The 22589-nt window shown below is 63.4% G+C and carries 17 protein-coding genes and 1 pseudogene; 12 read left to right on the forward strand and 6 right to left on the reverse strand.

Going from position 1 to position 22589, the window contains the following annotated elements:
• Positions 1–115: 115 nt before the first annotated feature.
• From B9C99_RS18795 to B9C99_RS18805, 3 genes and pseudogenes are all read right to left on the reverse strand, one after another.
• Positions 116–1170, reverse strand: a pseudogene (locus B9C99_RS18795) (IS256 family transposase); the annotation flags it as partial.
• 450 nt (positions 1171–1620) lie between these two features.
• Positions 1621–2241, reverse strand: a complete 621-nt coding sequence (locus B9C99_RS18800; RefSeq protein ID WP_088898909.1) for a cysteine hydrolase family protein — start codon at positions 2239–2241, stop codon at positions 1621–1623.
• Between the two features lie 30 nt (positions 2242–2271).
• Positions 2272–3345, reverse strand: a complete 1074-nt coding sequence (locus tag B9C99_RS18805) for an LLM class flavin-dependent oxidoreductase (RefSeq protein WP_088898910.1) — start codon at positions 3343–3345, stop codon at positions 2272–2274.
• A gap of 264 nt (positions 3346–3609) precedes the next feature.
• On the opposite strand from B9C99_RS18805, the gene B9C99_RS18810 reads away from it, so the two are divergent.
• From B9C99_RS18810 to B9C99_RS18830, 5 genes are all read left to right on the forward strand, one after another.
• Complete coding sequence (locus B9C99_RS18810) at positions 3610–4350, forward strand: GntR family transcriptional regulator (protein ID WP_064060777.1); 741 nt, start codon at positions 3610–3612, stop codon at positions 4348–4350.
• A 373-nt stretch (positions 4351–4723) separates the two neighbouring features.
• The gene (locus B9C99_RS18815; RefSeq protein WP_088898911.1) at positions 4724–6091 is read left to right on the forward strand and encodes an MFS transporter; all 1368 of its coding nucleotides are present in this window, start codon (positions 4724–4726) and stop codon (positions 6089–6091) included.
• Position 6092: 1 nt separating this feature from the next.
• A complete protein-coding gene (locus B9C99_RS18820) occupies positions 6093–7997 on the forward strand; it encodes an FAD-dependent monooxygenase (RefSeq protein ID WP_088898912.1) in 1905 nt (634 codons plus the stop codon).
• Positions 7994–8863 (forward strand): alpha/beta hydrolase, encoded by an 870-nt coding sequence (locus B9C99_RS18825; protein ID WP_085471007.1) that lies wholly within the window; start codon positions 7994–7996, stop codon positions 8861–8863. Before B9C99_RS18820 ends, B9C99_RS18825 begins: the two co-directional genes overlap by 4 nt.
• Before the next feature lie 134 nt (positions 8864–8997).
• On the forward strand, positions 8998–9954 hold the full coding sequence (locus B9C99_RS18830) for a 3-carboxyethylcatechol 2,3-dioxygenase (protein WP_088898913.1): 957 nt from the start codon (positions 8998–9000) through the stop codon (positions 9952–9954).
• 209 nt (positions 9955–10163) lie between these two features.
• Here B9C99_RS18830 and B9C99_RS18835 read toward each other — a convergent pair whose 3' ends face one another.
• Positions 10164–11075 carry a peptide transporter gene (locus B9C99_RS18835; protein ID WP_088898914.1) on the reverse strand — a complete coding sequence of 304 codons (912 nt, stop codon included), beginning with the start codon at positions 11073–11075 and terminating at the stop codon, positions 10164–10166.
• Entirely contained in the window at positions 11075–11794 is a 720-nt protein-coding gene (locus tag B9C99_RS18840; protein WP_172415005.1) for a ParA family protein, read from the reverse strand. Before B9C99_RS18840 ends, B9C99_RS18835 begins: the two co-directional genes overlap by 1 nt.
• Positions 11795–12990: 1196 nt before the next feature.
• Between B9C99_RS18840 and B9C99_RS18845 the strand changes: the two genes are divergently transcribed.
• The 7 genes from B9C99_RS18845 (at position 12991) to B9C99_RS18875 (ending at position 21931) form a co-directional block, all read left to right on the forward strand.
• Entirely contained in the window at positions 12991–14166 is a 1176-nt protein-coding gene (locus B9C99_RS18845; protein WP_226949950.1) for a carbon-nitrogen hydrolase family protein, read from the forward strand.
• 355 nt (positions 14167–14521) lie between these two features.
• Entirely contained in the window at positions 14522–15481 is a 960-nt protein-coding gene (locus B9C99_RS18850) for a helix-turn-helix domain-containing protein (RefSeq protein WP_006553303.1), read from the forward strand.
• A 1592-nt stretch (positions 15482–17073) separates the two neighbouring features.
• Positions 17074–17712, forward strand: a complete 639-nt coding sequence (locus B9C99_RS18855) for a TetR/AcrR family transcriptional regulator (RefSeq protein WP_172415006.1) — start codon at positions 17074–17076, stop codon at positions 17710–17712.
• 22 nt (positions 17713–17734) lie between these two features.
• The gene (locus B9C99_RS18860; RefSeq protein ID WP_088898918.1) at positions 17735–18985 is read left to right on the forward strand and encodes an acyl-CoA dehydrogenase family protein; all 1251 of its coding nucleotides are present in this window, start codon (positions 17735–17737) and stop codon (positions 18983–18985) included.
• Positions 18982–20058 (forward strand): selenide, water dikinase SelD, encoded by a 1077-nt coding sequence (gene selD / locus B9C99_RS18865; RefSeq protein WP_088898919.1) that lies wholly within the window; start codon positions 18982–18984, stop codon positions 20056–20058. The genes B9C99_RS18860 and selD overlap by 4 nt, the downstream gene beginning before the upstream one ends.
• On the forward strand, positions 20055–20600 hold the full coding sequence (locus tag B9C99_RS18870; RefSeq protein ID WP_006553299.1) for an adenylyltransferase/cytidyltransferase family protein: 546 nt from the start codon (positions 20055–20057) through the stop codon (positions 20598–20600). The genes selD and B9C99_RS18870 overlap by 4 nt, the downstream gene beginning before the upstream one ends.
• Positions 20597–21931, forward strand: coding sequence for an alkaline phosphatase family protein (locus B9C99_RS18875; protein WP_216359310.1), 1335 nt, complete (start codon positions 20597–20599; stop codon positions 21929–21931). The genes B9C99_RS18870 and B9C99_RS18875 overlap by 4 nt, the downstream gene beginning before the upstream one ends.
• 275 nt (positions 21932–22206) lie before the next feature.
• Here B9C99_RS18875 and B9C99_RS18880 read toward each other — a convergent pair whose 3' ends face one another.
• A complete protein-coding gene (locus tag B9C99_RS18880) occupies positions 22207–22566 on the reverse strand; it encodes a DUF5313 family protein (protein WP_255312755.1) in 360 nt (119 codons plus the stop codon).
• Positions 22567–22589: the final 23 nt, after the last annotated feature.

Genomic DNA, 22589 nt, shown 5'->3' on the forward strand with positions numbered 1-22589 from the left:
CGCGGTGGCCTGCCGGCCAGCCCTGACTTCGGGACACGATCACCCTCGATGAGCACATGCCCGCATCACCGTCCTCAACAAAGCGAAACCCACCGAAACCTGCAGAACCCTTGACGATTACATCCGTCGAGCAGATCACCCGCCGGATCTCGATGTCGTAGTCGAGGAACGGCACGAACTCGCTCCACGCGTTCTCCCACAATCGCACGATCGCCGGATACTTCGGCCCCCACTTGGTGGCGAACTCGACGAACCGTTCCTTGGCCGCGGCCTCGGTCGGAGCGGTGTAAATCGGCTTGAGATCGCGGGACATCTCGTCCCAATGCTGGCGCGGTGCGAACCGAAAAGTGTTACGGATCAGGTGAATGATGCAGGTCTGCACCACCGCCAACTCCCACACCGTATTGATCGCATCCGGCAAACCCTTGAGCCCGTCGCAGACGACGATGCACACATCAGCGACCCCACGGTTCTTGATCTCGGTGAGCACCGCCAGCCAGACTTCGCGCCTTCCCCGCCGTCGCCGGCCCACAACCCCAAGATGTCGCGTTCGCCATTGACGGTCACCCCGATCGCGACGTAGATCGGTCGGTTGGTGACCTGACCGTCGCGGATCTTGACGTGGATGGCGTCGATGAACACCACCGGATATACCCGATCGAGGGGCCGGTTCTGCCATTCGGTCATTTCCTCGAGCACCTTGTCGGTGATCCGGGAGATGGTGTCCTTCGACACCGACGCTCCGTAGATGTCCTGAAAGTGCGCCGAGATCTCTCCGGTGGTCAACCCTTTGGCGCTGAGCGAGAGCACGATCTCGTCGATGCCGGTCAGCCGCCGTTGCCGTTTGCGCACGATCTTCGGTTCGAAGCTCGACTCGGTGTCCCTCGGGACGTCGATCTCGACCGGGCCGATCTCGGTCAGCACCGTCTTCGATCGGGTGCCGTTGCGGGAGTTGCCGCTACCGCGTCCGGCCGGGTCGTTCTTCTCGTAGCCGAGGTGCTCGGTCATCTCCGCGTCGAGTGCGGTTTCGAGCACGTTCTTCGTCAACTGCCCGAGCAGTCCGTTCGGGCCCATCAGCTCTATGCCCTGCTCTTTGGCCTGGGCCAGTAGCTGCTGCGCCAACTCCAGCTGGTTCACCTCGTCCGCCATGGGCTCCAGTGTTTCCGTCATGGTCGATCCTTCCCGCCAAGCACGCTGCTCGGCGTGTCAGGCCAACCCGGATCCACCGTTATTCAGACAGTCCCGCCTGCTGCCGCCGTTTCGCGTGCAGCTGCCGAGACCTTCGCGCAATGGCCGAGGAGAACGTCGATGCTTTCCGGTGATGTGCCTGCCGGCGGCACGGAAAGTGATCGGCGTACTCCTGCCAGCCCGACGGTATCGCGGTGTCAGCTCTATTTGGCGCGAGTGCATACCTCACAGAGCACCCCATGGAGGCGCTCACCGGGACCGCACAAGCACATACCGTCGAAGTTCCTTCGGGCATGTGCTGGGCGAGGCGGGCGTCGCAAATGGTGGCCTTCATATACGAACTGCTGATGTAGACGGTTTTTTGGTCTGAGATCAGCAATGTGAGGGCGGATAGGCATCGACGCGCTGTGCCCGAGAACTGGGTGTCGGCGGTCAGATCGGGGTGCCGGTGATCGTCGTAGCCAAAGCAGCGCGGACTTCGTCGACGGTGCTGATCTCGGCCAGTAGTGCGAGGGAGTCGATGCTGGCTTGATGCGCTGCGAGAGTGGCCGCAGAGCATGCATCCTCGACGATCACCACTCGGTATCCGAGATCGCCTGCGACCCTGGCTGTTCCCTCGACGGAGGCGTTTGTGGCCACACCGGCGAAGAGGAGGGTGGTGATGCCTTTGCTGCGTAGGATGGTGTCGAGGTCGGTACGGGCGAAGGCTCCGATGCGCTGGTGAGTGAGCACGATGTCCTCATCATGCGGCGTGAGGGGTTCGATGATCTCGGCGAGTTCGCTGCCTTCCTTGAGGCAACCGGATTGGGCGACGATGCCGAGTAGGGGCGAGTTGGCGTCGAGATCGGACAAGTCCGGCTTCCATGCGACCCGGGTGTAGACGATCGTGGTGTGGGCGGTACGGGCGGCGGTGATGAGCGTGGCGATGCGGTCGATGACCTTGCGCTCGGTCACCTGCTGGTAGAAGAAGTCGGCGAAGGCGCCGGTAGGTTCGACGACGTCGCCTTGACAGTGGACAGCCACGAGCGCAGTGGTACGCGGGTCGAGTTCCATCAGTATCTCCTGGGCAGAACGGGGGAAGGATCAGGCGTGGGCGAGGATCGAATGCCCGATGTTGTCGATGTCTCGGGCGGCTGTGCGTGGGTTGGACAGGAAGACTTGGAGGATGTCGACGCCGGCCTCGCGCATCAGGGCTGTTTTTTCTCGTAGTTCGGCCGGAGAGCCGTACAGGCACCAGTAGTCGACGAGTTCCTTGGTGATGATCGGACGGTGCCGGGGGTCGAGGCCGCGCAGGTACTTCGCCCAGACGTCGAGGTAGTGCGGTTGGTCCGCGGCTTTCGGGTCGCCGAGGTATTGCTGGGCGGCGGTGAGTGAGGCGTCGACGATCGAGTCGCCGAGTTCGTCGCGGTGTTGGTCCATCAGTCCGGCGTTGGTGATGCATGAGCTGATCGGGCCGGAGCCGAAGCCGTTGGTGACGCCGTCTTCCCAGGTTTCTCCGTTGCCGAGTTGGTAGAACCAGGACAACGAGACGAGCTTGACCGAGCCTGGGGCTCGTCCGGCATCGGCGACGGCTTTGTCCAGGAGCCTGCGAATCATCTGGATCATGTCGATGTTCGGTCCGAGGCAGTAGACGACGGCGTCGGCGTACTTCGCTGCTTCGGCGAGACCGCGGGGCCCGCCGGCGGCAACCCAGATCGGGATGTGGTCGGTGACGTTGTAGAAACCGCTTTCTTTGTCGAGGAACTCCACTTCCCGGGACTGTCCGAGCCAAGTGTGGTTGACCCGGCGGCCTGCCATCAGTTCACGGGAGACCTCGATGGCGTGGGACAGTTCGGAGATCTTCGCGGTGCGGTTGCCCATGGAACGCAGCGCATTGTTGGCGGTACCGATACCGAGGAAGGTTCGGCCTGGCGCCAGGGCGTTGAGCGTGGCCATGGAGTTCGCGGTGACCGGGGCGATGCGGGTCAGCGGGTTGGTGACCATGGTGCCCAGGTGGATGTCGGTGGTCTGCTGCGAAGCCAGTGCGAGGAACTGGTACGGATCGGAGAACAGCAACGGGCCTTCCCCGACGCCGAAGTGAGTGACCCCGAAGTCTTCGGCCTGCTTCACCATCGCGACCTGATCGATCTTGGCGCAGGTGCCGATACAGAATTCCATAAGTTTTCTCCTTGCACGGGGCCCGGTGGTGTGCACTCGGCTCGTCCTACCCGTCGTAGCGGGGATGTGTCCGACGGCCTCACTGCGGGTGTGCATGCCTCCGGAGTGGATTCCGCGATCGGGATGCTGCCTGCTGATCGCGAACTGGAATGCTAGCGTTCCACATGAACGTAGCTCACAGTGACTCACACCACAAGTACTAGAATGCAAGTCGCTGCCTTCAACTCCCAGCACCACCCGATAACCGACGGAAAGCCTGAGCCGATGACCTCAACCGATCCCGGCCCTACGGCTAGCACCGAGGCTGCCGCCCTCCTTGCGCACGTCCGCACCTCCGGGGCACGCCTGTCCTCCGCGCTCTACGACATCTTGAAGACCCGATTGCTCGAAGGCCGCTATACCGCTGGCGAGAAGATCGTCGTCGAGTCGATTCGGCAGGAATTCGGGGTGAGCAAACAGCCGGTCATGGATGCCCTACGTCGCCTCTCGAGCGACAAACTGGTCTACATCGTCCCTCAGGTCGGATGCGAGGTCGTTTCCTACACACCGCGTGAGGTCGAGGACTTCTTCACCCTGTTCGGTGGTTTCGAAGGAGCCATTGCTGCGGTGGCGGCCACGCGGCGAACCGAGGCGCAGGTGCGGGAACTGGATCTGATCTCTGCACGCGTCGATGCCTTGATCGCCTCCGACGACCCCGAGGTTCGCGCCCACGGATACCGAGTTCACAACAGGGAATTCCATGCCGCCATCCATGCGATGGCGCATTCACGGATCATGGAGGAGACCAGTCAGCGGATGTGGGATCTGTCGGATTTCCTCATCAACACCGCCGGCATCACCAACCCGCTCGCGAGTGCGTTACCCGACCGCCAGCACGACCATCACGAGATCGCCGAGGCGATCCGAAATCGCGATGCCGCTGCGGCGCGTGAGGCGATGGAGCGCCATATCGTCGGCACGATCGCGGTCATTCGCGACGAATCGAGTGCTCAGCCATCGCGCTGATGGTGAGCCCGCTCCCTATAACGGATTCTGCACGACCGGGCAGGCCTACAGGCTTCCGCCCCGCCTGCGGCGCTGAATCTTCAGGCAGCGCCGCATCACATTGATCGCCACAGAGCGATCCAGCCTCCTCCGACAGAGACTTGCGTCACCATTCGCGCTGGAGTAGCTTCGCAACTAGACGTCTAGCATTCCAGTTGCTCGGCCCCTTCTGCGGCGGCCCTCTTCGACATCCCGACGAATCTCAGACGAAAGGCGCGGCCATGACGACCGCCTCGCACCCAGCATTGTTCGCAGTGCCAGCCTGCTCCGACACTCGCAGCGGGGGAACCACATCGTGACCACCGCGCCGACTTCCGCAACGAAGACCTCCCCGATGCGGGTCGCCCTGGCCAGCCTCGTAGGGACCACCGTCGAGTACTACGACTTCTTCATCTACGGCACTGCGGCCGCACTGGTCTTCCCCACCTTGTTCTTCCCCGATGTCTCACCTGCTATCGGAATCCTGTTGTCCTTCGCTACTTTCGGCGTCGGATTCCTCGCCCGACCCCTCGGAGGCATCGTCTTCGGCCACTTCGGTGACCGGGTCGGCCGCAAACAGATGCTCGTCATCTCTCTCGTCGGTATGGGTGCCGCCACAGTACTGATGGGACTGCTACCCGGTTACGCCCAGATCGGCATCGCCGCTCCGATCCTGCTCACCTTGCTGCGCCTGGTTCAAGGCTTCGCCGTAGGCGGTGAATGGGGTGGCGCCACCTTGATGGCCGTCGAGCATGCCCCCACCGCGAAGAAAGGATTCTTCGGCTCCTTCTCACAAATGGGTGCTCCCGCCGGGACGAGCATTGCGACCCTGGCGTTCTTCGCCGCTTCTCAACTCCCGGACGAGCAGTTCCTCAGTTGGGGCTGGCGGCTACCGTTCCTGTTCAGCGCGGTCCTGATCGTAATCGGCCTGTTCATCCGCCTGTCCCTGACCGAAAGCCCCGACTTCGCCGAGATCAAAGCCAACAGTGCTGTAGTGCGGATGCCGATCGCCGTCGCATTCCGCAAGCACTGGAAAGAAATCTTCCTCATTGCCGGCACCTACCTGTCCCAGGGAGTGTTCGCCTACATCTGCATGGCGTATCTCGTCTCCTACGGCACCACCGTCGCCGGAATCAGCCGCACCTTCGCCCTGGCCGGCGTGTTCGTCGCCGGCCTCGTCGCCGTCCTCCTCTATCCCGTCTTCGGCGCTCTGTCGGACACCTTCGGCCGCAAGACCATGTACCTGCTCGGCGCCGTCACCATGGGGGTGGCGATCGGCCCGGCCTTCGCACTGATCAACACCGGAAACCCCTGGCTTTTCATGACCGCGCAGGTACTGGTCTTCGGCATCTCCATGGCCCCCGCCGCCGGAGTAACCGGATCGCTGTTCACCATGATCTTCGATGCGGATGTGCGCTACAGCGGCGTCTCGATCGGCTACACGATCTCCCAGGTCGCGGGCTCGGCGTTCGCCCCGACCATTGCGACCGCCCTGTACGCCTCCACCAACACCAGCAACTCGATCGTGCTCTACCTACTGATCGTCTCGGCCATCTCGGTGGTCTCGGTGATCCTGCTGCCCGGCGGCTGGGGACGCAAGGGCGCGACACGCCAACTGGTTGCCGACCAGCGCACCTCGACACCGAATGCAACTGCCACCGCATCCTTTTCGACTCAGCCCACCACCGACGCCGCACAGTCCCTGCGGACCTTGGACAAGTGAAGTGACCACCATGAACGACCACGACTCCACGTACGACACCGACGTCATCATCGTCGGACTCGGTCCCGCCGGCGGCACAGCCGCTCTCGCCCTGGCCACCTACGGTGTACGCGTCCACGCCGTCTCGATGTTCCCCTGGGTCGCAAACTCACCCCGCGCGCACATCACCAACCAACGCGCCGTCGAAGTACTCCGCGACCTGGGCGTCGAAGACGAAGCCCGCACATACGCCACCCCGTGGGACCAGATGGGCGACACCCTGTTCACCACCAGTCTGGCCGGTGAAGAAATCGTCCGGATGCAAACATGGGGCACCGGCGCCCGGTACGGCGACTATCTCGCCGGCAGCCCGTGCGCGATGCTCGACATCCCTCAGCCCCTGATGGAACCGGTACTGATCAAGAACGCGGCCGAACGCGGTGCGTTGATCAGTTTCAACACCGAATACCTCGATCACAGCCAGGATGAGGACGGTGTCACGGTGAGATTCCGGGATGTGCGCTCGGGCACCGAGTTCACCCAGCGAGCGCGCTTCCTGCTCGGCTTCGACGGTGCCCGCTCGAAGATCGCCGAACAGATCGGACTGCCCTTCGAAGGCGAGCTCGCCCGTGCCGGCACCGCCTACATCCTGTTCAACGCGGATCTGAGCAAGTACGTCGCTCACCGGCCAAGCATTCTGCATTGGATCTTCAACTCCAAGGCCGGTTTCGGTGAGATCGGCATGGGTCTGCTGCGGGCGATCAGACCTTGGGGCCAGTGGATCGCCGGATGGGGCTTCGACATGTCCCAGGGCGAACCCGACATATCCGATGACGTTGTGCTCGAACAGATCCGTACCCTTGTCGGCGACCCTGAGCTGACCATCGACATCGTGTCGCGCTCGTTCTGGTACGTCAATCAGCAGTGGGCCGAGCATTATCAATCCGGCCGGGTGTTCTGTGGCGGCGACGCCGTACATCGGCATCCGCCGAGCAGCGGCCTGGGCTCGAACACCTCCATGCAGGACGCATTCAACCTTGCCTGGAAGATCGCCTACGCCGTCAAGGGATACGCGGGACCGGGACTGCTCGAGTCCTACTCCCCCGAGCGGGTCCCGGTCGGCAGGCAGATCGTCGCGCGCGCCAACCAGTCCCGCAAGGACTACGCCGGTCTGCGCGAGTGGTTCGATCCCACCAGCGACGACCCGGTCACCGCCGGCCTGATCACGCTCAAAGCCCCCTCCCCCGAAGGCGCGGCCCTGCGCGAGCGCCTGTACGAGGCACTCGAGGTCAAGAACACCGAGTTCAATGCCCACGGCGTCGAACTCAACCAGCGTTACGCCTCGTCTGCAGTGGTCCCCGACCTTGAAGCCGGTGAGGAGGTATGGGGACGCGACCGGGAACTGTACCTGCAGGCCACCACTCGTCCTGGCGCGAAGCTGCCACACGCCTGGTTGGTCGGCCCGGACGGTACCCGGGTCTCGACCCTCGACGTCACCGGCAAGGGACAGATGACCCTGCTCACCGGCATCGGCGGCCAGGCATGGAAACGTGCCTCTGCCACATTGGACCTACCGTTCCTGCGCACCATAGTCATCGGTGAAGCGGGCATCAACGACTCGTACGGGTACTGGCGGCAGATCCGTGAAATCCATGAGGCCGGGGCTCTTCTCGTGCGCCCCGACGGCTACGTCGCCTGGCGGTACAGCGCTCCGGTATGGGACGACAGCGAAGCACTCACCCACCTCGAGAACGCGCTCACAATCGTCCTCGACCGCGCCCCGCACGAGACCCCAAGCGCCAGGAACGGCGGTACGCCCCAGTACAGCACCCACGCCGTACCGATCGTCGTCCCGCACGTCACCGCCGACGACGCAACACCAGCCTCCACAGCCAGCATCACACCAATCGAGGGAGCACACGCATGACCCGCCCGTACACCAGCGTCTGGGACGATCTGAACCAGGTCGAGTTCAGCCAGGGGTTCATCCAGGCCGGCCCATACCGCACCCGCTATCTGCACGCCGGGGACGACTCCAAGCCCACACTCATTCTCCTACATGGCATCACCGGCCACGCCGAAGCATATGTCCGCAATCTGCGTTCACACGCCGAGCATTTCAATGTCTGGGCCATCGACTTCATCGGCCATGGCTACTCCGCCAAACCCGATCACCCGCTCGAGATCAAGCACTACATCGACCACGTGCTGCACCTCATGGATGCCATCGGCGTCGAGAAGGCATCCTTCTCAGGCGAGTCACTGGGCGGATGGGTCACCGCCCAGTTCGCTCACGACCACCCGGACAAAGTCGAGAGGATCGTGCTCAACACCATGGGCGGCACCATGGCCAACCCACAGGTAATGGAACGGCTCTACACCCTGTCGATGGAAGCCGCCAAAGACCCGAGCTGGGAACGCGTCAAAGCACGCCTCGAATGGCTCATGGCCGACCCGAACATGGTCACCGACGACCTCATCCGCACCCGCCAGGCCATCTTCCAACAACCGGACTGGCTCAAGGCATGCGAAATGAACATGGCCTTGCAGGACCTCGAAACCCGCAAACGGAACATGATCACCGATGCCACCCTCCACGGCATCACCGTGCCAACGATGGTTCTGTGGACCACCAAAGATCCCTCCGGTCCGGTCGACGAAGCAGAGCGCATCGCCTCCCACATCCCCGGCGCCAAGCTGGCGGTCATGGAGAACTGCGGACACTGGCCCCAGTACGAAGACCCCGACACCTTCAACAAACTGCACCTGGATTTTCTCCTCGATCGCAGTTGACAGATGCAGTCGGTGCCGCCCTCCCCTGAACCCCCTGGCGGCACCGGCAGGACCCACCCATCCGACGAACCTCATCCGCTCTCGCTCGAACCATCCGGGCAGAGGCCGTGAAGTACCAGCAAGGAGACTCCGCGATGCCTGTGGCGCTGTGCGCGATGTCGCACTCCCCCCTGATGGGACGCAACGACCCCGATCAAGAAGTCATCGACGCCGTCGACGCCGCCTTCGACCACGCGCGCCGGTTCATCGCCGATTTCGCCCCAGATCTGATCGTCATCTTCGCCCCCGACCACTACAACGGGGTCTTCTACGACCTGTTGCCACCGTTCTGCATCGGAGCCGCTGCGCAGTCCGTCGGCGACTACGGCACCGAAGCTGGCCCCCTCGACGTCGACCGCGACGCCGCTCACACTATTACGCGCGAAGTACTCGACAGCGGCATCGACGCGGCGTTCTCCGAACGCATGCACGTCGACCACGGTTTCGCCCAGGCACTACAACTACTCGTCGGATCTATCACCGCAGTACCGACTGTGCCGATCTTCATCAACTCCGTCGCAGAACCCCTCGGCCCCATCAGCCGAGTTCGGCTGCTCGGCGAAGCTGTCGGACGAGCAGCCAACAAACTGGGCAGACGCGTCCTGTTCGTCGGATCCGGAGGACTCTCCCACGACCCACCGATTCCGCAGTTCACCACCTCGCCTGAGCAGGTGCGCGAACGGTTGATCGACGGCCGCAATCCGAGCGACGCCGAACGCGAAGTCCGCGAACGACGCGTCATCGCCGCCGGGCGAGATTTCGCTGCCGGTACCGCCACCATTCAGCCGTTGAACCCCCACTGGGACCAGCATCTTCTCGAAATTCTGGCATCCGGCGAACTTGAACAAATCGACACGTGGACCAATGACTGGTTCGTCGAGCAGGCCGGCCACTCGTCCCATGAGGTGCGCACCTGGATCGCCGCCTACGCCGCGCTCCACGCAAACGGTCCCTACCAGGTCACGTCGAGCTTCTACCGCGAAATACCTGAGTGGATAGCAGGATTCGGAATCACGACAGCCCTCACTCGATCCTCGAACCACGTGAAGTGACCGGCAGCTGCACCCCCAGAAAAGGTCTGTCGTCTTCGACAAGTCCAACTGAGCGCGACCATAACCGCACCGCCGCGGTTATCAAGCAGTGCACTACTACAGGCCCACTAGTCACTCTTCCAAGCCGGGCCCATATTCCAAGTACATCACTACGCAAGGTTGAGCAGTGGAAACCACTGTGAAGCAACGCTATCGGATTTGGATCGCGGTTACCGGAGCTCGAGTGCATCGATGAGCTTGCGGCGCTCGTCGTCGGTGAAGTGCTTCCGCACCGCCGCGGCCAGCACATCCGGATCCGCTCCCAGACGCTTGAGTGCCTGAGCCACCTTGTCCACCGGCTCGAGCTTGCTGGCAGGTTCTTTCGGCTGCGGCGCGTCGGGCTCGTCAGTCTCTTCCTTTGCGGGTTCCGGTTCAGGGTTCTGGGCTGCTTCCCATGCCGCGACCTGTTCCTCGAGTGGAACACGGGCTAACGAGCGGGCCTGGCGCACAGCGAGATCGCCTGCGCGCAGGGCTGCTTGCAGCTCGGGGGCGAGTTTGAGCAGAGCGCGGCGTTGGGACACCCAGCCTTTGGAGCGGCCGAGTTTCTTCGCCGCGGCGTCTGCGCTACCGAACTCCGAGACCATCAACTCCACAGCCTTGGCTTCTTCGAGGACGTCGAAGTCACGGCGGTCGATGTTCTCACTCGTTGCCGCCCAGAGAATTTCGCCCTTGTCGACGGCGATGCTGTCGCGCAGCACCACATCGAGGCCGGGGCGGCCGTACTTCTGGGCGGCGGCGAGCCGGCGGTTGCCGTTGACGACGATGTACTGCGCTGCACCGAGGTCGTCTTCGTCCTCGGGCCACAGTTTCAGCCAGGCGGTGCGGCTGACGACGGTGCCGGGTTGCAGCTGCCGGTCGGCGATCGTCGCCAGATCCGACAGGTCCCCGAGTTCGTCGCGCGGGTTGCGGGGGTTGGCGATGAGCTGGTCGAGCGGAACATCGGCGAGCAGTTGACCTTCGAGCGGCTCGATCGTCGTCTTCGTCTTCGTGGGTGTGGGGGTGCGCTTGCGGTCTACCGGAGAGTTGTCGCCTACTGCTCCGACAAGAGAGGCGAAGTTCGCGCGCCCACCCCTGGGCGGCATCAGCGACCACCGTCCGCGAGCTCGAGGCTGAGCTTGTAGAAATCCTCCCGTGCCTGCAACGAGACGCGGTTGGCTTCGCACTCGGTGACCACGCGGCCTTCGGCGGCGGCGCGGGTGTGGACCTTGTAGTGCCGCACCACCGTTCGCGCCAGGGGCCAGCCGTTGGCCTGGACGAACTCGCGGGTCTGCTCGAGGTCCACCTTGCCGTCGCGGGGATCCCAATTGTTCACCACGACAATGAATTTCTTGCCGAGCGGTTCGATGACCTGCTTGATGGTGCGCGCGGTGGGATCGAAGCACAACGGTTCAGGTTCGATCGGAACGATGACCAGATCGGCGACTTCCAGCACTGCGCGCAGGGCGTCGGCGGAGCTGCCGGTGCCGAGCACATCGGTGCCGTCATCGGACCCGGACAGGTCGATCCAGCCCGGGGTGTCGACATAAACGTGCTTGATGCCGGGCAACTTGTCGAGATTACGCAGCACGTCGAGGTTGTCGTGGACCTGATCGATCAGAAACGGCAACTCCTCGACGCGCGAAGCCCACCACACCGCAGAGCCTTGCGGGTCGACGGAGATCGCGGCGACCGGGGACTGAACATCGTCATCGGCGCCGGCGGTCACGGCGGTGAGGACATCCGCTTTGACAGCGGCAAGGTTCATAGTGAGCGTCGATTTTCCGACACCACCTTTTTGGTTGAGCATGACATGAACAGCCACAGGTTACCTCCGTATGCTTCACCCCAGGGTGGGGCTACTTCGGACTCGCGTCGTCATCTCTTGACGGAGATGATGATTGCGCCTGCACCACGGTAATCTCCGCGAGACGCGCAACACGTACGATAGACCCTTACAGGTCTACCGAACAAGCTTTCGCCGAATCATCTCAGATGCCTTGCGTTCTCACCCTCACGTGAGAGCGCCGACCGAGTCGACGTCACCTCCAGCGCCACCGAACACCTTCTCTTCAAAGACATTCTGCACCAAGTGAATACATGGTAACTATCTCAATCCTGCTATCTCCCTGACACTGTCGATGCGGAAACGGTCCCACACGGCTCCGCAAACATACGGGTTCCCTATACCGCGCCGAACTCGGCCCGATCGGTGGCGTGCCAGGGTTCAAGAATGCAGATTGACGAGATGATGCGGGCAAGCCCTGAGGTCGAGCGCTGATCGCGCTACCTTGAACCGCCCATCGCTTTCGTCACTGTGACAGCGAACCGGCAACCAAGTCACACGACTCGGCAACCCATCGCGCTACTGAGGACCGCCATGAACCCCACTGCGGTTTACCGCGGTAAACCAGAGATCACCTCGAACCGTCGGCAGGGACGCATTGCCACGATCAGAATTCACGGGTGCACCCAAGGCCGCACCGCTAGCTACCGAGATCCCGTTGGCCGAGAACCCCAGCGCCGAAGGCTTATCCACACCCTCAGACACGCGGGAGCAGCGGAACCCGAACTTCCACCCCGAATCGAATTATTACTTTTGCAAAGCACCTACATCGCCTACAGGCGACCACATGACCTGATCGTCTCGGAAGTCGCTGTCCAACAAGTAATGTGGTGCATCGACAGCATGCTACCACCGACTTCGCGGAGTGCAATCACGCCCTTACTCTCACAGAGAGCACGCAATTGCGGCGTGGACACATTCCTGCCGAACGACTACCACAAACCCATCGATCCCCCGCTACTCGACGATCGAACCGGCAACGGGGACGCACAGCCGACGTAGACCTCGACCTATCCGCCGTTCCGCAGAAGGACACCGACCACCACCGCTTCAACATCCTTCAACGTGCCCGGCCAGTCCTTCGACGAATCGAAACGGCGAAGAGCCGCCTCGGACCCCCCGGCCGAACCGCTCGATGAACTCCCCTACACGGGTGGCGCAGAATGCCAGGACCCGTGTCATTCCACGTCAATTCACGCGCCTTTTCACCTCGTACTGTCCTGCCAAACACAAGCAACGGAGGTACGGACATGGTCGAATACACAAACACATTCAAAGTTGCTGCGGTGCAGGCACAGCCTGTGTGGTTCGACGCGGCCAAAACGGTCGACAAGACCGTGTCCATCATCGCGGAAGCAGCCCGGAACGGGTGCGAGCTCGTTGCGTTTCCCGAGGTATTCATCCCGGGGTACCCGTACCACATCTGGGTCGACAGCCCGCTCGCCGGAATGGCGAAGTTCGCCGTGCGCTACCACGAGAATTCCCTGACGATGGACAGCCCGCACGTACAGCGGTTGCTCGATGCCGCCCGCGACCACAACATCGCCGTAGTGGTGGGAATCAGCGAGCGGGATGGCGGCAGCTTGTACATGACCCAGCTCATCATCGACGCCGATGGGCAGCTGGTCGCCCGACGCCGCAAGCTCAAGCCCACCCACGTCGAGCGTTCGGTATACGGAGAAGGAAACGGCTCGGATATCTCCGTGTACGACATGCCTTTCGCACGGCTTGGCGCGCTCAACTGCTGGGAGCATTTCCAGACGCTCACCAAGTACGCAATGTACTCGATGCACGAGCAGGTGCACGTCGCGAGCTGGCCTGGCATGTCGCTGTACCAGCCGGAGGTCCCCGCCTTCGGTGTCGATGCCCAGCTCACGGCCACGCGTATGTACGCACTCGAGGGACAAACCTTCGTGGTCTGCACCACCCAGGTGGTCACACCGGAGGCCCACGAGTTCTTCTGCGAGAACGAGGAACAGCGAAAGTTGATCGGCCGAGGCGGAGGTTTCGCGCGCATCATCGGGCCCGACGGCCGCGATCTCGCAACTCCTCTCGCCGAAGATGAGGAGGGGATCCTCTACGCCGACATCGATCTGTCTGCGATCACCTTGGCGAAGCAGGCCGCTGACCCCGTGGGCCACTACTCACGGCCGGATGTGCTGTCGCTGAACTTCAACCAGCGCCGCACCACGCCCGTCAACACCCCACTTTCCACCATCCATGCCACGCACACGTTCGTGCCGCAGTTCGGGGCACTCGACGGCGTCCGTGAGCTCAACGGAGCGGACGAACAGCGCGCATTGCCCTCCACACATTCCGACGAGACGGACCGGGCGACAGCCACCCTCTGACTCGGGCGCACCCGTGGCGCCTCCGAAGCGCCACGGGTGCGTGAAGGGGCGAGACAGGGGAATCGGAGGATCACCGAGTACAACGCATCGTCGATCGCAGCGAGTCAGCCCGCCCGTAACCCCCGATAGGTCCACCCCACGTATCCCCGCCGGTCACGCCTTCTCGACATGGGGTAATCGAGGTCGTCGTGGCCTGTATCGACATCCAGAGTCCCTGAGCTGAAGGCGCCCACCACCCTATGTCGCGATGACCTTCTCGCCGCACCGCAGAGAGCCGACATCGAGACCGAGCCCGGCATCGCGATTACGGCTACCCTGAAAAGAACAATGAACGGGGTTAGCACCAGGTAGGTCGATGAACACTTTCTTCTCCTCTGACCAGGTCTCGGCACCCGATCGCGTCGCGCTCTGGCACGATGTCATCTGCCGCAGCTATGTCCCGCTCAACATCACCCTCACGAGCGAGCAACCCTTCATCGGTACGGTCTCGACGGGCAACTTGGGCACGGTACGTATCGCGACGTCCTCGTCACTGCCCCAGCAGATCACCCGCACTCGTCGCTTGATCAGCCAGGACGAGCGTGAGTACCTCATGGTTGGGGTGCAGTCCGCCGGCCATGCACTCGTGCAGCAGCACGGCAGAACTGCACGAGTCGGTCGCGGTGGACTGGTTTTCTGGGACACTCGCCATCCCTACGACATCCTGTTCCCGACAGACTGGAGAATGAGCGTATTCCAGTTCCCGCGATACTCTTTCGGCTTCACCGAAGATTTCATCGGCAGGATGACCGCGGTGAATGTCGGGGGCGATCGCGGTATCGGACGAGTGGTTTCATCCTTCATGACAAGCATCAACGATGCGACCGATGCAGGAGACTTGGCGGAGGTAGCTTCACTCCACAACAGTGCTGTCGATCTTTTGTCAGCGGCGATACGGACCGAGCTTGCCGATCAAGCCGCCGCCTCCGACGGCCTACTCGAGTGCGTGCTTGCGTATATCCGACAGAACCTGGCCGACCCGAACCTGTGTGCCTCACAGATCGCGGCGGAGCACAACGTCTCTGTGCGGACCCTCCACCGACTGTTCTCGGCCACGGGACAGGGCGTGGCCGAACACATCCGTACCCTCCGACTCGAGCGCATCAAGACTGAACTGGCAGACCCAACGAGTCGGCGATATACGATCAGCGCGTTGGCGAGAAAATGGGGGTTCCTCGATCCCTCAACGTTTTCACGCGCGTTCAAAGACGCCTACGGCATCACTGCCCGAGAGTGGGCGGCTTCTGCATCAGCACCACCGACGGAGGCTTCGTAGAAAGAGCCCGGTATCCGGCCTGCCCTTGTTCGCTTGCACACCGTTCGGTCCGTCACTTCCGATGAAGCCGGAGCTGGCAGGTTGGCTTCCTTCCGCAATTCGATCGCTCGGGGATTGTCCGGGGGCACCGCTGGTGACCTCCAGGACCATTCCGGCCTGGTGTCCGCGAGCGGTATGCACCTGCCCAGATGCATCCGGGCCGCGATGCCAGTGCTCGGCAGGACCCACCGGCGACGACGGCCAGCGTGACCCCTGGACCGGTCGGTCGAATTCGCGCCTGCCGACCGAGAGTCGGGACCCGGTGTGCCGCCGCAACGCTCCCGGCCGGTGACCGGATCGGCGGACGAGCACGCTAGGTGTCCATCGTCCTGTCCGTACATCAGCCACACCGAGTGTTCGCGTGCCGGTACGTAACCAGTCCCCCGGATGGGTCAAGAGCCTTGCGATTCGCCGAGCCGGCCCTCCATCGGTGAAGCCGATCCGATCGGTGAAGTGCTGACCACCGGATGAGTAGCACCCGTTCCGACAGGTGTCCGCGCGGGGTCGCCGCGGTACTCGAGCCGAGCGGGAACATCGCACGTGCGTCGAGCACGGGGACCGGGGCCACCGTCGCCGCTGTGATCGCAGCCGTGGTCTCGGTGGTATCGAACGGCTATGGAGCCGACCTCGCGTCGTCTCCCCTGCGTACCGATGCTGACAGCTGCCGGCATATATCCGCAGATGTCGCTGCGGGCGTTCGGTGGACAGGCGCTGCGAGCAGCAGTGCAGCGCACTGTAGTCGGTGGCTCGACGGCGATCTCGTCCACCGCCAGAACGTGGTGCCGGCTGTCACCGACGTCGGAGTCCTACCGGAATCGATCACCCGGTTCGGTCACCAGCTGACCGAACCGGACCACCCCTTCGACCACACCACCCTTCCCTCCCTCAGGTCGAACAGAGTGACGACACAGAACGACCGAGGATCGCCCGGAAGAAGACGGCACAGACGGCTGCCGAGCCACCCCATTACCGACCGGACCGCACCGTGCACCCAGCCGAGGGTCACATCAACGGGAAAGTTCGAGCCGCCTACACACCGGGGCTTGGCGCCGAGCAGGTGGACTCGGATCCGGAAGCCGCGAGCAGGCGCTGGTGCATCTCCGACGACCGGATCGGAGTGTGCAGCCCGCAGCGTCGGGCGTGCCATAACGCCGTCGGTCACCAGCGCCTGCAGCATGTCCTGCTACTGCGGCGGGCAGCGAGAAAATCGCCTGTTCAGCATGCCGTCGGGCATCGCTGAGGTTGCCATGAGCATCATGTGAACCATCGATGGTGGGTGCATCCGTGTGGACGCAGAGCGCGAGTGGTCGACGGTGCACGAGCTTGTCGACTGTGGGGCCGTCCTCACCTCGGCCGACCGAGTACACCGGGTCTCGTTCAGACGCCGGATCCACGCGCTCGGTCGCTCGGTATCGGCGACGGCTGGGACGCAGGCCTGATGCCGGTACCACTCAGAACAACCCCGACAGTGGGTCCGGCAAGCTGGAACCGTTGACGCCCCTCACAGAAGAGAACTACAGTTAAGGAAACTGAACGCTGTTATGGAAAATGACATGTCGATCAATACTCAGAACACGGTCCGCGAATCCGGGTCACGGCGCGGTGCCGTGCGGGAGTTCAAGAAAGGACTGATACGCGATGCCGCGAAGCGCATCTTCGCCGAACGCGGCATCGACGCCGCCTCGATGCGCGAGATCGCCCAGGCCGCGGGCTACACAACGGGAGCCATCTACACCTACTTCGACACCAAGGAAGAGCTCTACGCCGAAGTGCTGCGAGACTCCCTGCACGCCCTGCAGTCCGAAGTGGCCACCACCGTCGAAACCTCACCCGACAGGCCGGCATCGGCCGCGGCACTGCACGGCTTGTGGTCCTTCTACGACACCCATCCCGCCGACTTCGAACTCGGCTTCTATCTGTACGGCGGAGTCCGCCCTGCAGGCCTCAACAAGAAGCTCGACGAGGAACTGAACACCCTGTTCGACCAAGTGATGACGTTGATCGCGAATGGTCTGATCACCGACGGACTGGCAACCGAGCAGACTGCACACCACCTCGCGGTGGTCCATGCCACCTGGGTCTTCGGATTGCTCCTGATGACAAAAACCGGTCGCGTGAAATCGGTCCGCGACGACGCCGAAGCCATGCTCGACAGCTACCTGAAGATGGTGGCTACGCACCAAAGGCTATGACCTGAAACAGAATCGAGAGACGATGACCGAACACTCCATGTCGATTGCTCCTACAGCTCGGGTGCAGGAGTACACCGACCGTTTTCGCCGGTTCCTCGACGAGGACGTCCGTCCACTCGAAGAGGAACTCGCGAAGCACAACGTCGGCACTGCCGGACAACCGAAGCTCGACAGTGAAGGCCGAATGCACCCGATCGTGTGGGAGGCTCGCCGTGAGGTGCAACGGCGCGCCGGCGCCCTGAACCTGTACGCCCCACACATCAGTGCCGAACTCGGAGGCGGTGGATTCAACCGCGTGGAGATGCACCACGTCGAGGAATTCGTCTACCGCCATTCCGGTCTCGGGCTCGGTTTGGCCGCCCTTGCATGGACAGAGGGCCCGAACCCCGCGAGCGAGCACATGTCGGAAGCGATGCGGGAGCGGTATCTCACGCCGTTGATCAAAGGTCAGATCACTGCTGCGTTCGCCAACACCGAACCCAATGTCGGCACTGATGTCCTGGGTATGGAGACCTGGGCGAAACAAGACGGCAGCGACTGGATCATCAACGGCCGCAAAGCATGGATCACCAATTCCCATTTCGCCGACGTATACCAGGTCGTCGCCGTCACCGAACCCGGCGCCGGAACCCGGTCGTTGACGATGTTCCTCGTCGATGCCGACGCCCCCGGTCTCGAGCGCGGCCCCGACCTGCCGACCATGATGGACGACGGACTCACCGGCGAACTCGAATTCCGTGATGTGCGGGTGCCTGCGGAGAACATCGTCCGTGAGGTGGGCGACGGCTTCGCCCTGGCCATGTCCTGGATCAACTGGCGGCGATTGTGCCGCGGTGGCATGTGTTCCGGATGGGGCCAATGGCTCATCACACGAGCGATCTCCCGATCGCAGGAACGCAAATCCGGTGGCCGCCCCATCGGTGATCTGCAATCGATCCAGCACCTGATCGCCCGCATGGCTCTCGAGTTCTACCAAGCACGCTCGACCTCCCTGGTCGCACAAGCCGAACTCGACCAGTGGGGCGCGTTCGAGATCCCACTGCACAAGGAAGCGCCGCGCCTGATCAGCCTTCTCAAGATCATCAATGACGAGGCGTTCTACCGCCTGGCCGACAGTGCAATCCAGGTCCACGGCGCCAACGGTTTGCTGCGTGGCTCCCCGGAAGAAAAACTCTTCCGAGTGGCCCGCAACCTGCGGATCCCCGCTGGCACCTCCGAAGTGCAGCTCAACGCCATCGCCCGTGGCCTACTCCGCGAAGCAGCAGTGTCATGACCACCACGATGCGCCGCCTGACCGAGTATTCCCATGGCGGAGGATGCGCCTGCAAACTCCCACAGTCGATGCTCGACGACGTAGTCACCATGATGCGACAGGCCGGAGTTCCCCAGTCGGACGAGTCCGGATTGCTGATCGGACTCGACACCCCTGACGACGCTGCCGTCTACGCCATCGACGACACGAAGGCATGGATCGTCACCACCGACTTCCTCACTCCCCTCGTCGATGACCCCCGCGACTGGGGCCGGATCGCCGCCACCAATGCCCTGTCCGATGTGTACGCGATGGGCGGCCGCCCCCTGATCGCCCTCAACATCCTTGCCTGGCCCACCGACCTCGGCGCGGACATGTTGAACAAGGTTCTCCACGGCGGCGCGGATGCTGTCTCTGCCGCCGGCGCTCTGGTCGTCGGCGGCCACAGCATCACCGACCCCATCCCCAAATACGGCCTCGTCGCGATCGGTGAGGTCGAGCGCGACAAGATCCTCACCAAAGGTGGCGCTCGCCCCGGCGATCTACTGGTGCTGACCAAACCCATCGGGGTCGGCATCATCAGTACCGCAATCAAACGTGGTCAAGCCCCGCAGAACTCACGTACCGCTGCAGTCGCGAGCATGACCAGGTTGAACTACTCGGCCAGCCGGATCGCCAGTGAGGCCGGGCTGAAAGGAGCGACCGACATCACCGGCTACGGATTGATCGGCCACCTGCACGAGATGGCGGCCGCGGCCGGCCTCGGAGCTCGCATCGACATCGACCGAGTTCCTCTTCTGCCCGGAGTGACGGCTCTGATCGCCGACGGCTGTGCTCCCGACGGAAGCCGCAGGACATTGGTCAATGCACTGCGGAAAGGGTGGTTCGAGCCTTCTTCGCTCCCGCAGGAGCAGCAGCTCCTATTGGCCGACGCCCAAACCTCCGGGGGGCTGCTTCTGGCCGTTCCACCCCACGATGCCGTCTCGGTCGTTGCCGCTCTGCGCGCCGGCGGTGATGCCCATGCCTGCGTGATCGGTGAATTCGTCGACGACGGCCGTCCCGGCGTCGTCACTGCTGAAACGAGCACACGATGACCGAATTCGGTTGTGTCACCGGCCGATTCCAGCCTGTGCACAATCAGCACATGGAACTGTTCGAGATCGCCCTGAACGAGTGCGATCACCTGGTGGTGGCGATCACCAACCCGGATCCGAGCGCACACCACGAAGAAGCAAGTTCGGCGCACCGACACACCCGGGCGGCCAATCCGTTCACCTACTTCGAGCGGGCCCGCCTGCTCGACGCTGCCCTGACCGACCACGTCCGGGCCGGACGAGTGACCATCGTGCCGTTCGACCTGACCCAACCGCAGCTCTGGCCGCAGTATGTACCCCACTCGGCACGGCATTTCGTGCGGGTTTTCAGCGACTGGGAACACGACAAAGCCAGATGGCTCGCGCAGGCCGGCTACGCGGTAACCGTCGTCGACGGCGACCCGGTAACCAAGCTGAACGCGACCGACATCCGCCAGGCGATGCTGGCCGGTGACGACAGCTGGCGACACCACGTGCCCGCAGCCACCGTGGCGTTGCTCAGCGAGCTCATCGCCACGAGCGTGCTGGAGGAACAGCCATGAGGATGCCCGGCTACGGCGAAACCCAGCCCCGCCTCGACGACGATCGGATGCCCGTCATCCTGGTCACTCTCGACGGGCTCGGGGACCGACCCGTCCCGGAGTTGTCGGGCCGGACCCCCGCTGAGGCGGCACGCACCCCCGTCCTCGACCGATTGACCGCCCGCGGGAGCAGCGGGTGGCACATACCGTTCGGATGGGGACGCGCCCCCGCCTCCGAACTGGCCCATTGGGCCATGTTCGGATACTCCGACATACCGTTTCCCGGACGTGCCGTCCTCGAAGGAGTCGGCGCGGGCATCGACCTACCGCTCGACGCCGCGACCACTTTTGCCGCACTACGCACGTCCTGCGTCCAGAACGGACAGGTATGGATCACCGGGCGCGTAGGTAAGGACGACGCTGCCGACGCCGATCGATTATTCGAGGAACTGGCACCGCTGTTCGACAAGGCCGACGCGCAGCTTCATCCGGTCGGTCGAGGGGAAGCGGTGCTCGTCCTCCCGCACCACACCCGCGGCGACGTCACCGACTCGGACCCCTTCTTCGAAGACTTCCACCCTTGGTTGCAGGTCACATCGGCCGGTCCGGAGGCGACAGATCTGGCCGAACGCCTCAACGAACTGCTGCTGACCGCCCGGCGTCATCTCCTCACGAGTCCGGTCAACGCAGTACGCGCCGCCGACGGACGCCCCGCTCTCGACGTCATGACCACCAAATGGTCGGGCAGCCGGCGACCCGTGCCGGATTTCCTCACCCACGCCGGCGTGGCAGGAGCTGCCGTCACCAGCACCCGCCTCTATCGGGGCATCGCTGGGCTCCTCGGGATGCGGCACCATCACCTGCCTCCCGCCACCGATCACGGTGTGGATATGACCACACGTATCGAGGCGGCCGAGCACTTGATCGACGAGGGTGCACGCTTCGTCCACATCCACACCAAGGCCACCGACGAGGCCGGGCACACCAAACAGCCACGCGCCAAGCTGGACGTACTCGAAGCGCTCGACCCGGCGTTCGAACGCTTCGAGTCCTTGTCGGAGCGCGCCGTTATCGCGATCACCGGCGATCACGCCACTCCCTCGGTCGACGGCGTCCTGCACACCGCCGACCCCACCCCGCTCCTCGTCGTCGGACCCACCGTGCGGCCCGACGCAGTCACTCGATTCGGGGAATCGTTCGCGCACCGCGGCTGGTACGGAACCGTCGCTGCCCGCGACCTGCTTCCCCTGTTGTTCGGTCACGCGAATCGGCCGGTGTTCCTCGGCCACCGAGCAACTCCGCGACAGACCCTCGCGTTGCCTGATAGCCCTGCCGCGATGCCGGCGGGCTGACCTTCCTTTCCCGGTCTGCGCAGCACCGCTACGCCGAACGACGACTGTCGCCGCCATGTGCACCACTCACTCACCGGTTACACGAGGACGCCCCTCGTGCACCGTGTGCGGTACCGAAATCGGCCGTAGACCGTGCGGTCGTGCCTCGATGCCGGGGCATCCCACCACCGCCGCAAGAGCCGGGCAGGGGCCCTGCCGCCCGGCAATCCGCCAACGTGGGTGAGATAGGCGCCGGTCCGCAACCCTGACTCCGCGTTCAGAGCTGCCCGTACTGTCTAGGCTGCGCGACCGAACCGGCGTTCGTAATCCTCGCGTTCACGCGAGGCGCGCGCCTGTGCCTTCGCACTGAGCAGATCCGGATCGAGACCGTGTTGCTGGAGTCGATGACGTTGCCAGATGCTCATCAACGCCACAGAAAAGTACATCCAGGGCAAGAGCAGCAACATCATCATCGAGACGGGAATCCATACCGGTCCCGGGATCAGCAGGAACAACAGCAGCAGCGGGATGACCGGCACATTCCACCGAAGAAGATATCGGCGCACGCCACCCGGCCCCAGGATGTCGTTACGGACCCAGTCCTGCATCTGCGGAGGCAAGGGGCGGCCAACCACATAGGCCAGGCGCTGAATCACGGTAGGTCGTGTGCGAAGTGGGG

Origin of the sequence: Rhodococcus sp. BUPNP1 (assembly GCF_002215235.1) — a bacterium.
In the GTDB taxonomy this organism is placed as follows: Bacteria; Actinomycetota; Actinomycetes; order Mycobacteriales; family Mycobacteriaceae; genus Rhodococcus.

What these genes read in the sequence shown, in the direction of transcription:
- B9C99_RS18825 (WP_085471007.1), top strand. Translation starts at nt 7,994, where the DNA reads ATGACCCGCCCGTACACCAGCGTCTGGGACGATCTGAACCAGGTCGAG.
- B9C99_RS18875 (WP_216359310.1), top strand. Translation starts at nt 20,597, where the DNA reads ATGAGGATGCCCGGCTACGGCGAAACCCAGCCCCGCCTCGACGACGAT.
- B9C99_RS18815 (WP_088898911.1), top strand. Translation starts at nt 4,724, where the DNA reads ATGCGGGTCGCCCTGGCCAGCCTCGTAGGGACCACCGTCGAGTACTAC.
- B9C99_RS18830 (WP_088898913.1), top strand. Translation starts at nt 8,998, where the DNA reads ATGCCTGTGGCGCTGTGCGCGATGTCGCACTCCCCCCTGATGGGACGC.
- B9C99_RS18860 (WP_088898918.1), top strand. Translation starts at nt 17,735, where the DNA reads ATGACCGAACACTCCATGTCGATTGCTCCTACAGCTCGGGTGCAGGAG.
- B9C99_RS18850 (WP_006553303.1), top strand. Translation starts at nt 14,522, where the DNA reads ATGAACACTTTCTTCTCCTCTGACCAGGTCTCGGCACCCGATCGCGTC.
- B9C99_RS18805 (WP_088898910.1), bottom strand. Translation starts at nt 3,345, where the DNA reads ATGGAATTCTGTATCGGCACCTGCGCCAAGATCGATCAGGTCGCGATG.
- B9C99_RS18855 (WP_172415006.1), top strand. Translation starts at nt 17,074, where the DNA reads ATGTCGATCAATACTCAGAACACGGTCCGCGAATCCGGGTCACGGCGC.
- B9C99_RS18835 (WP_088898914.1), bottom strand. Translation starts at nt 11,075, where the DNA reads ATGCCGCCCAGGGGTGGGCGCGCGAACTTCGCCTCTCTTGTCGGAGCA.
- B9C99_RS18800 (WP_088898909.1), bottom strand. Translation starts at nt 2,241, where the DNA reads ATGGAACTCGACCCGCGTACCACTGCGCTCGTGGCTGTCCACTGTCAA.
- selD (WP_088898919.1), top strand. Translation starts at nt 18,982, where the DNA reads ATGACCACCACGATGCGCCGCCTGACCGAGTATTCCCATGGCGGAGGA.
- B9C99_RS18870 (WP_006553299.1), top strand. Translation starts at nt 20,055, where the DNA reads ATGACCGAATTCGGTTGTGTCACCGGCCGATTCCAGCCTGTGCACAAT.
- B9C99_RS18810 (WP_064060777.1), top strand. Translation starts at nt 3,610, where the DNA reads ATGACCTCAACCGATCCCGGCCCTACGGCTAGCACCGAGGCTGCCGCC.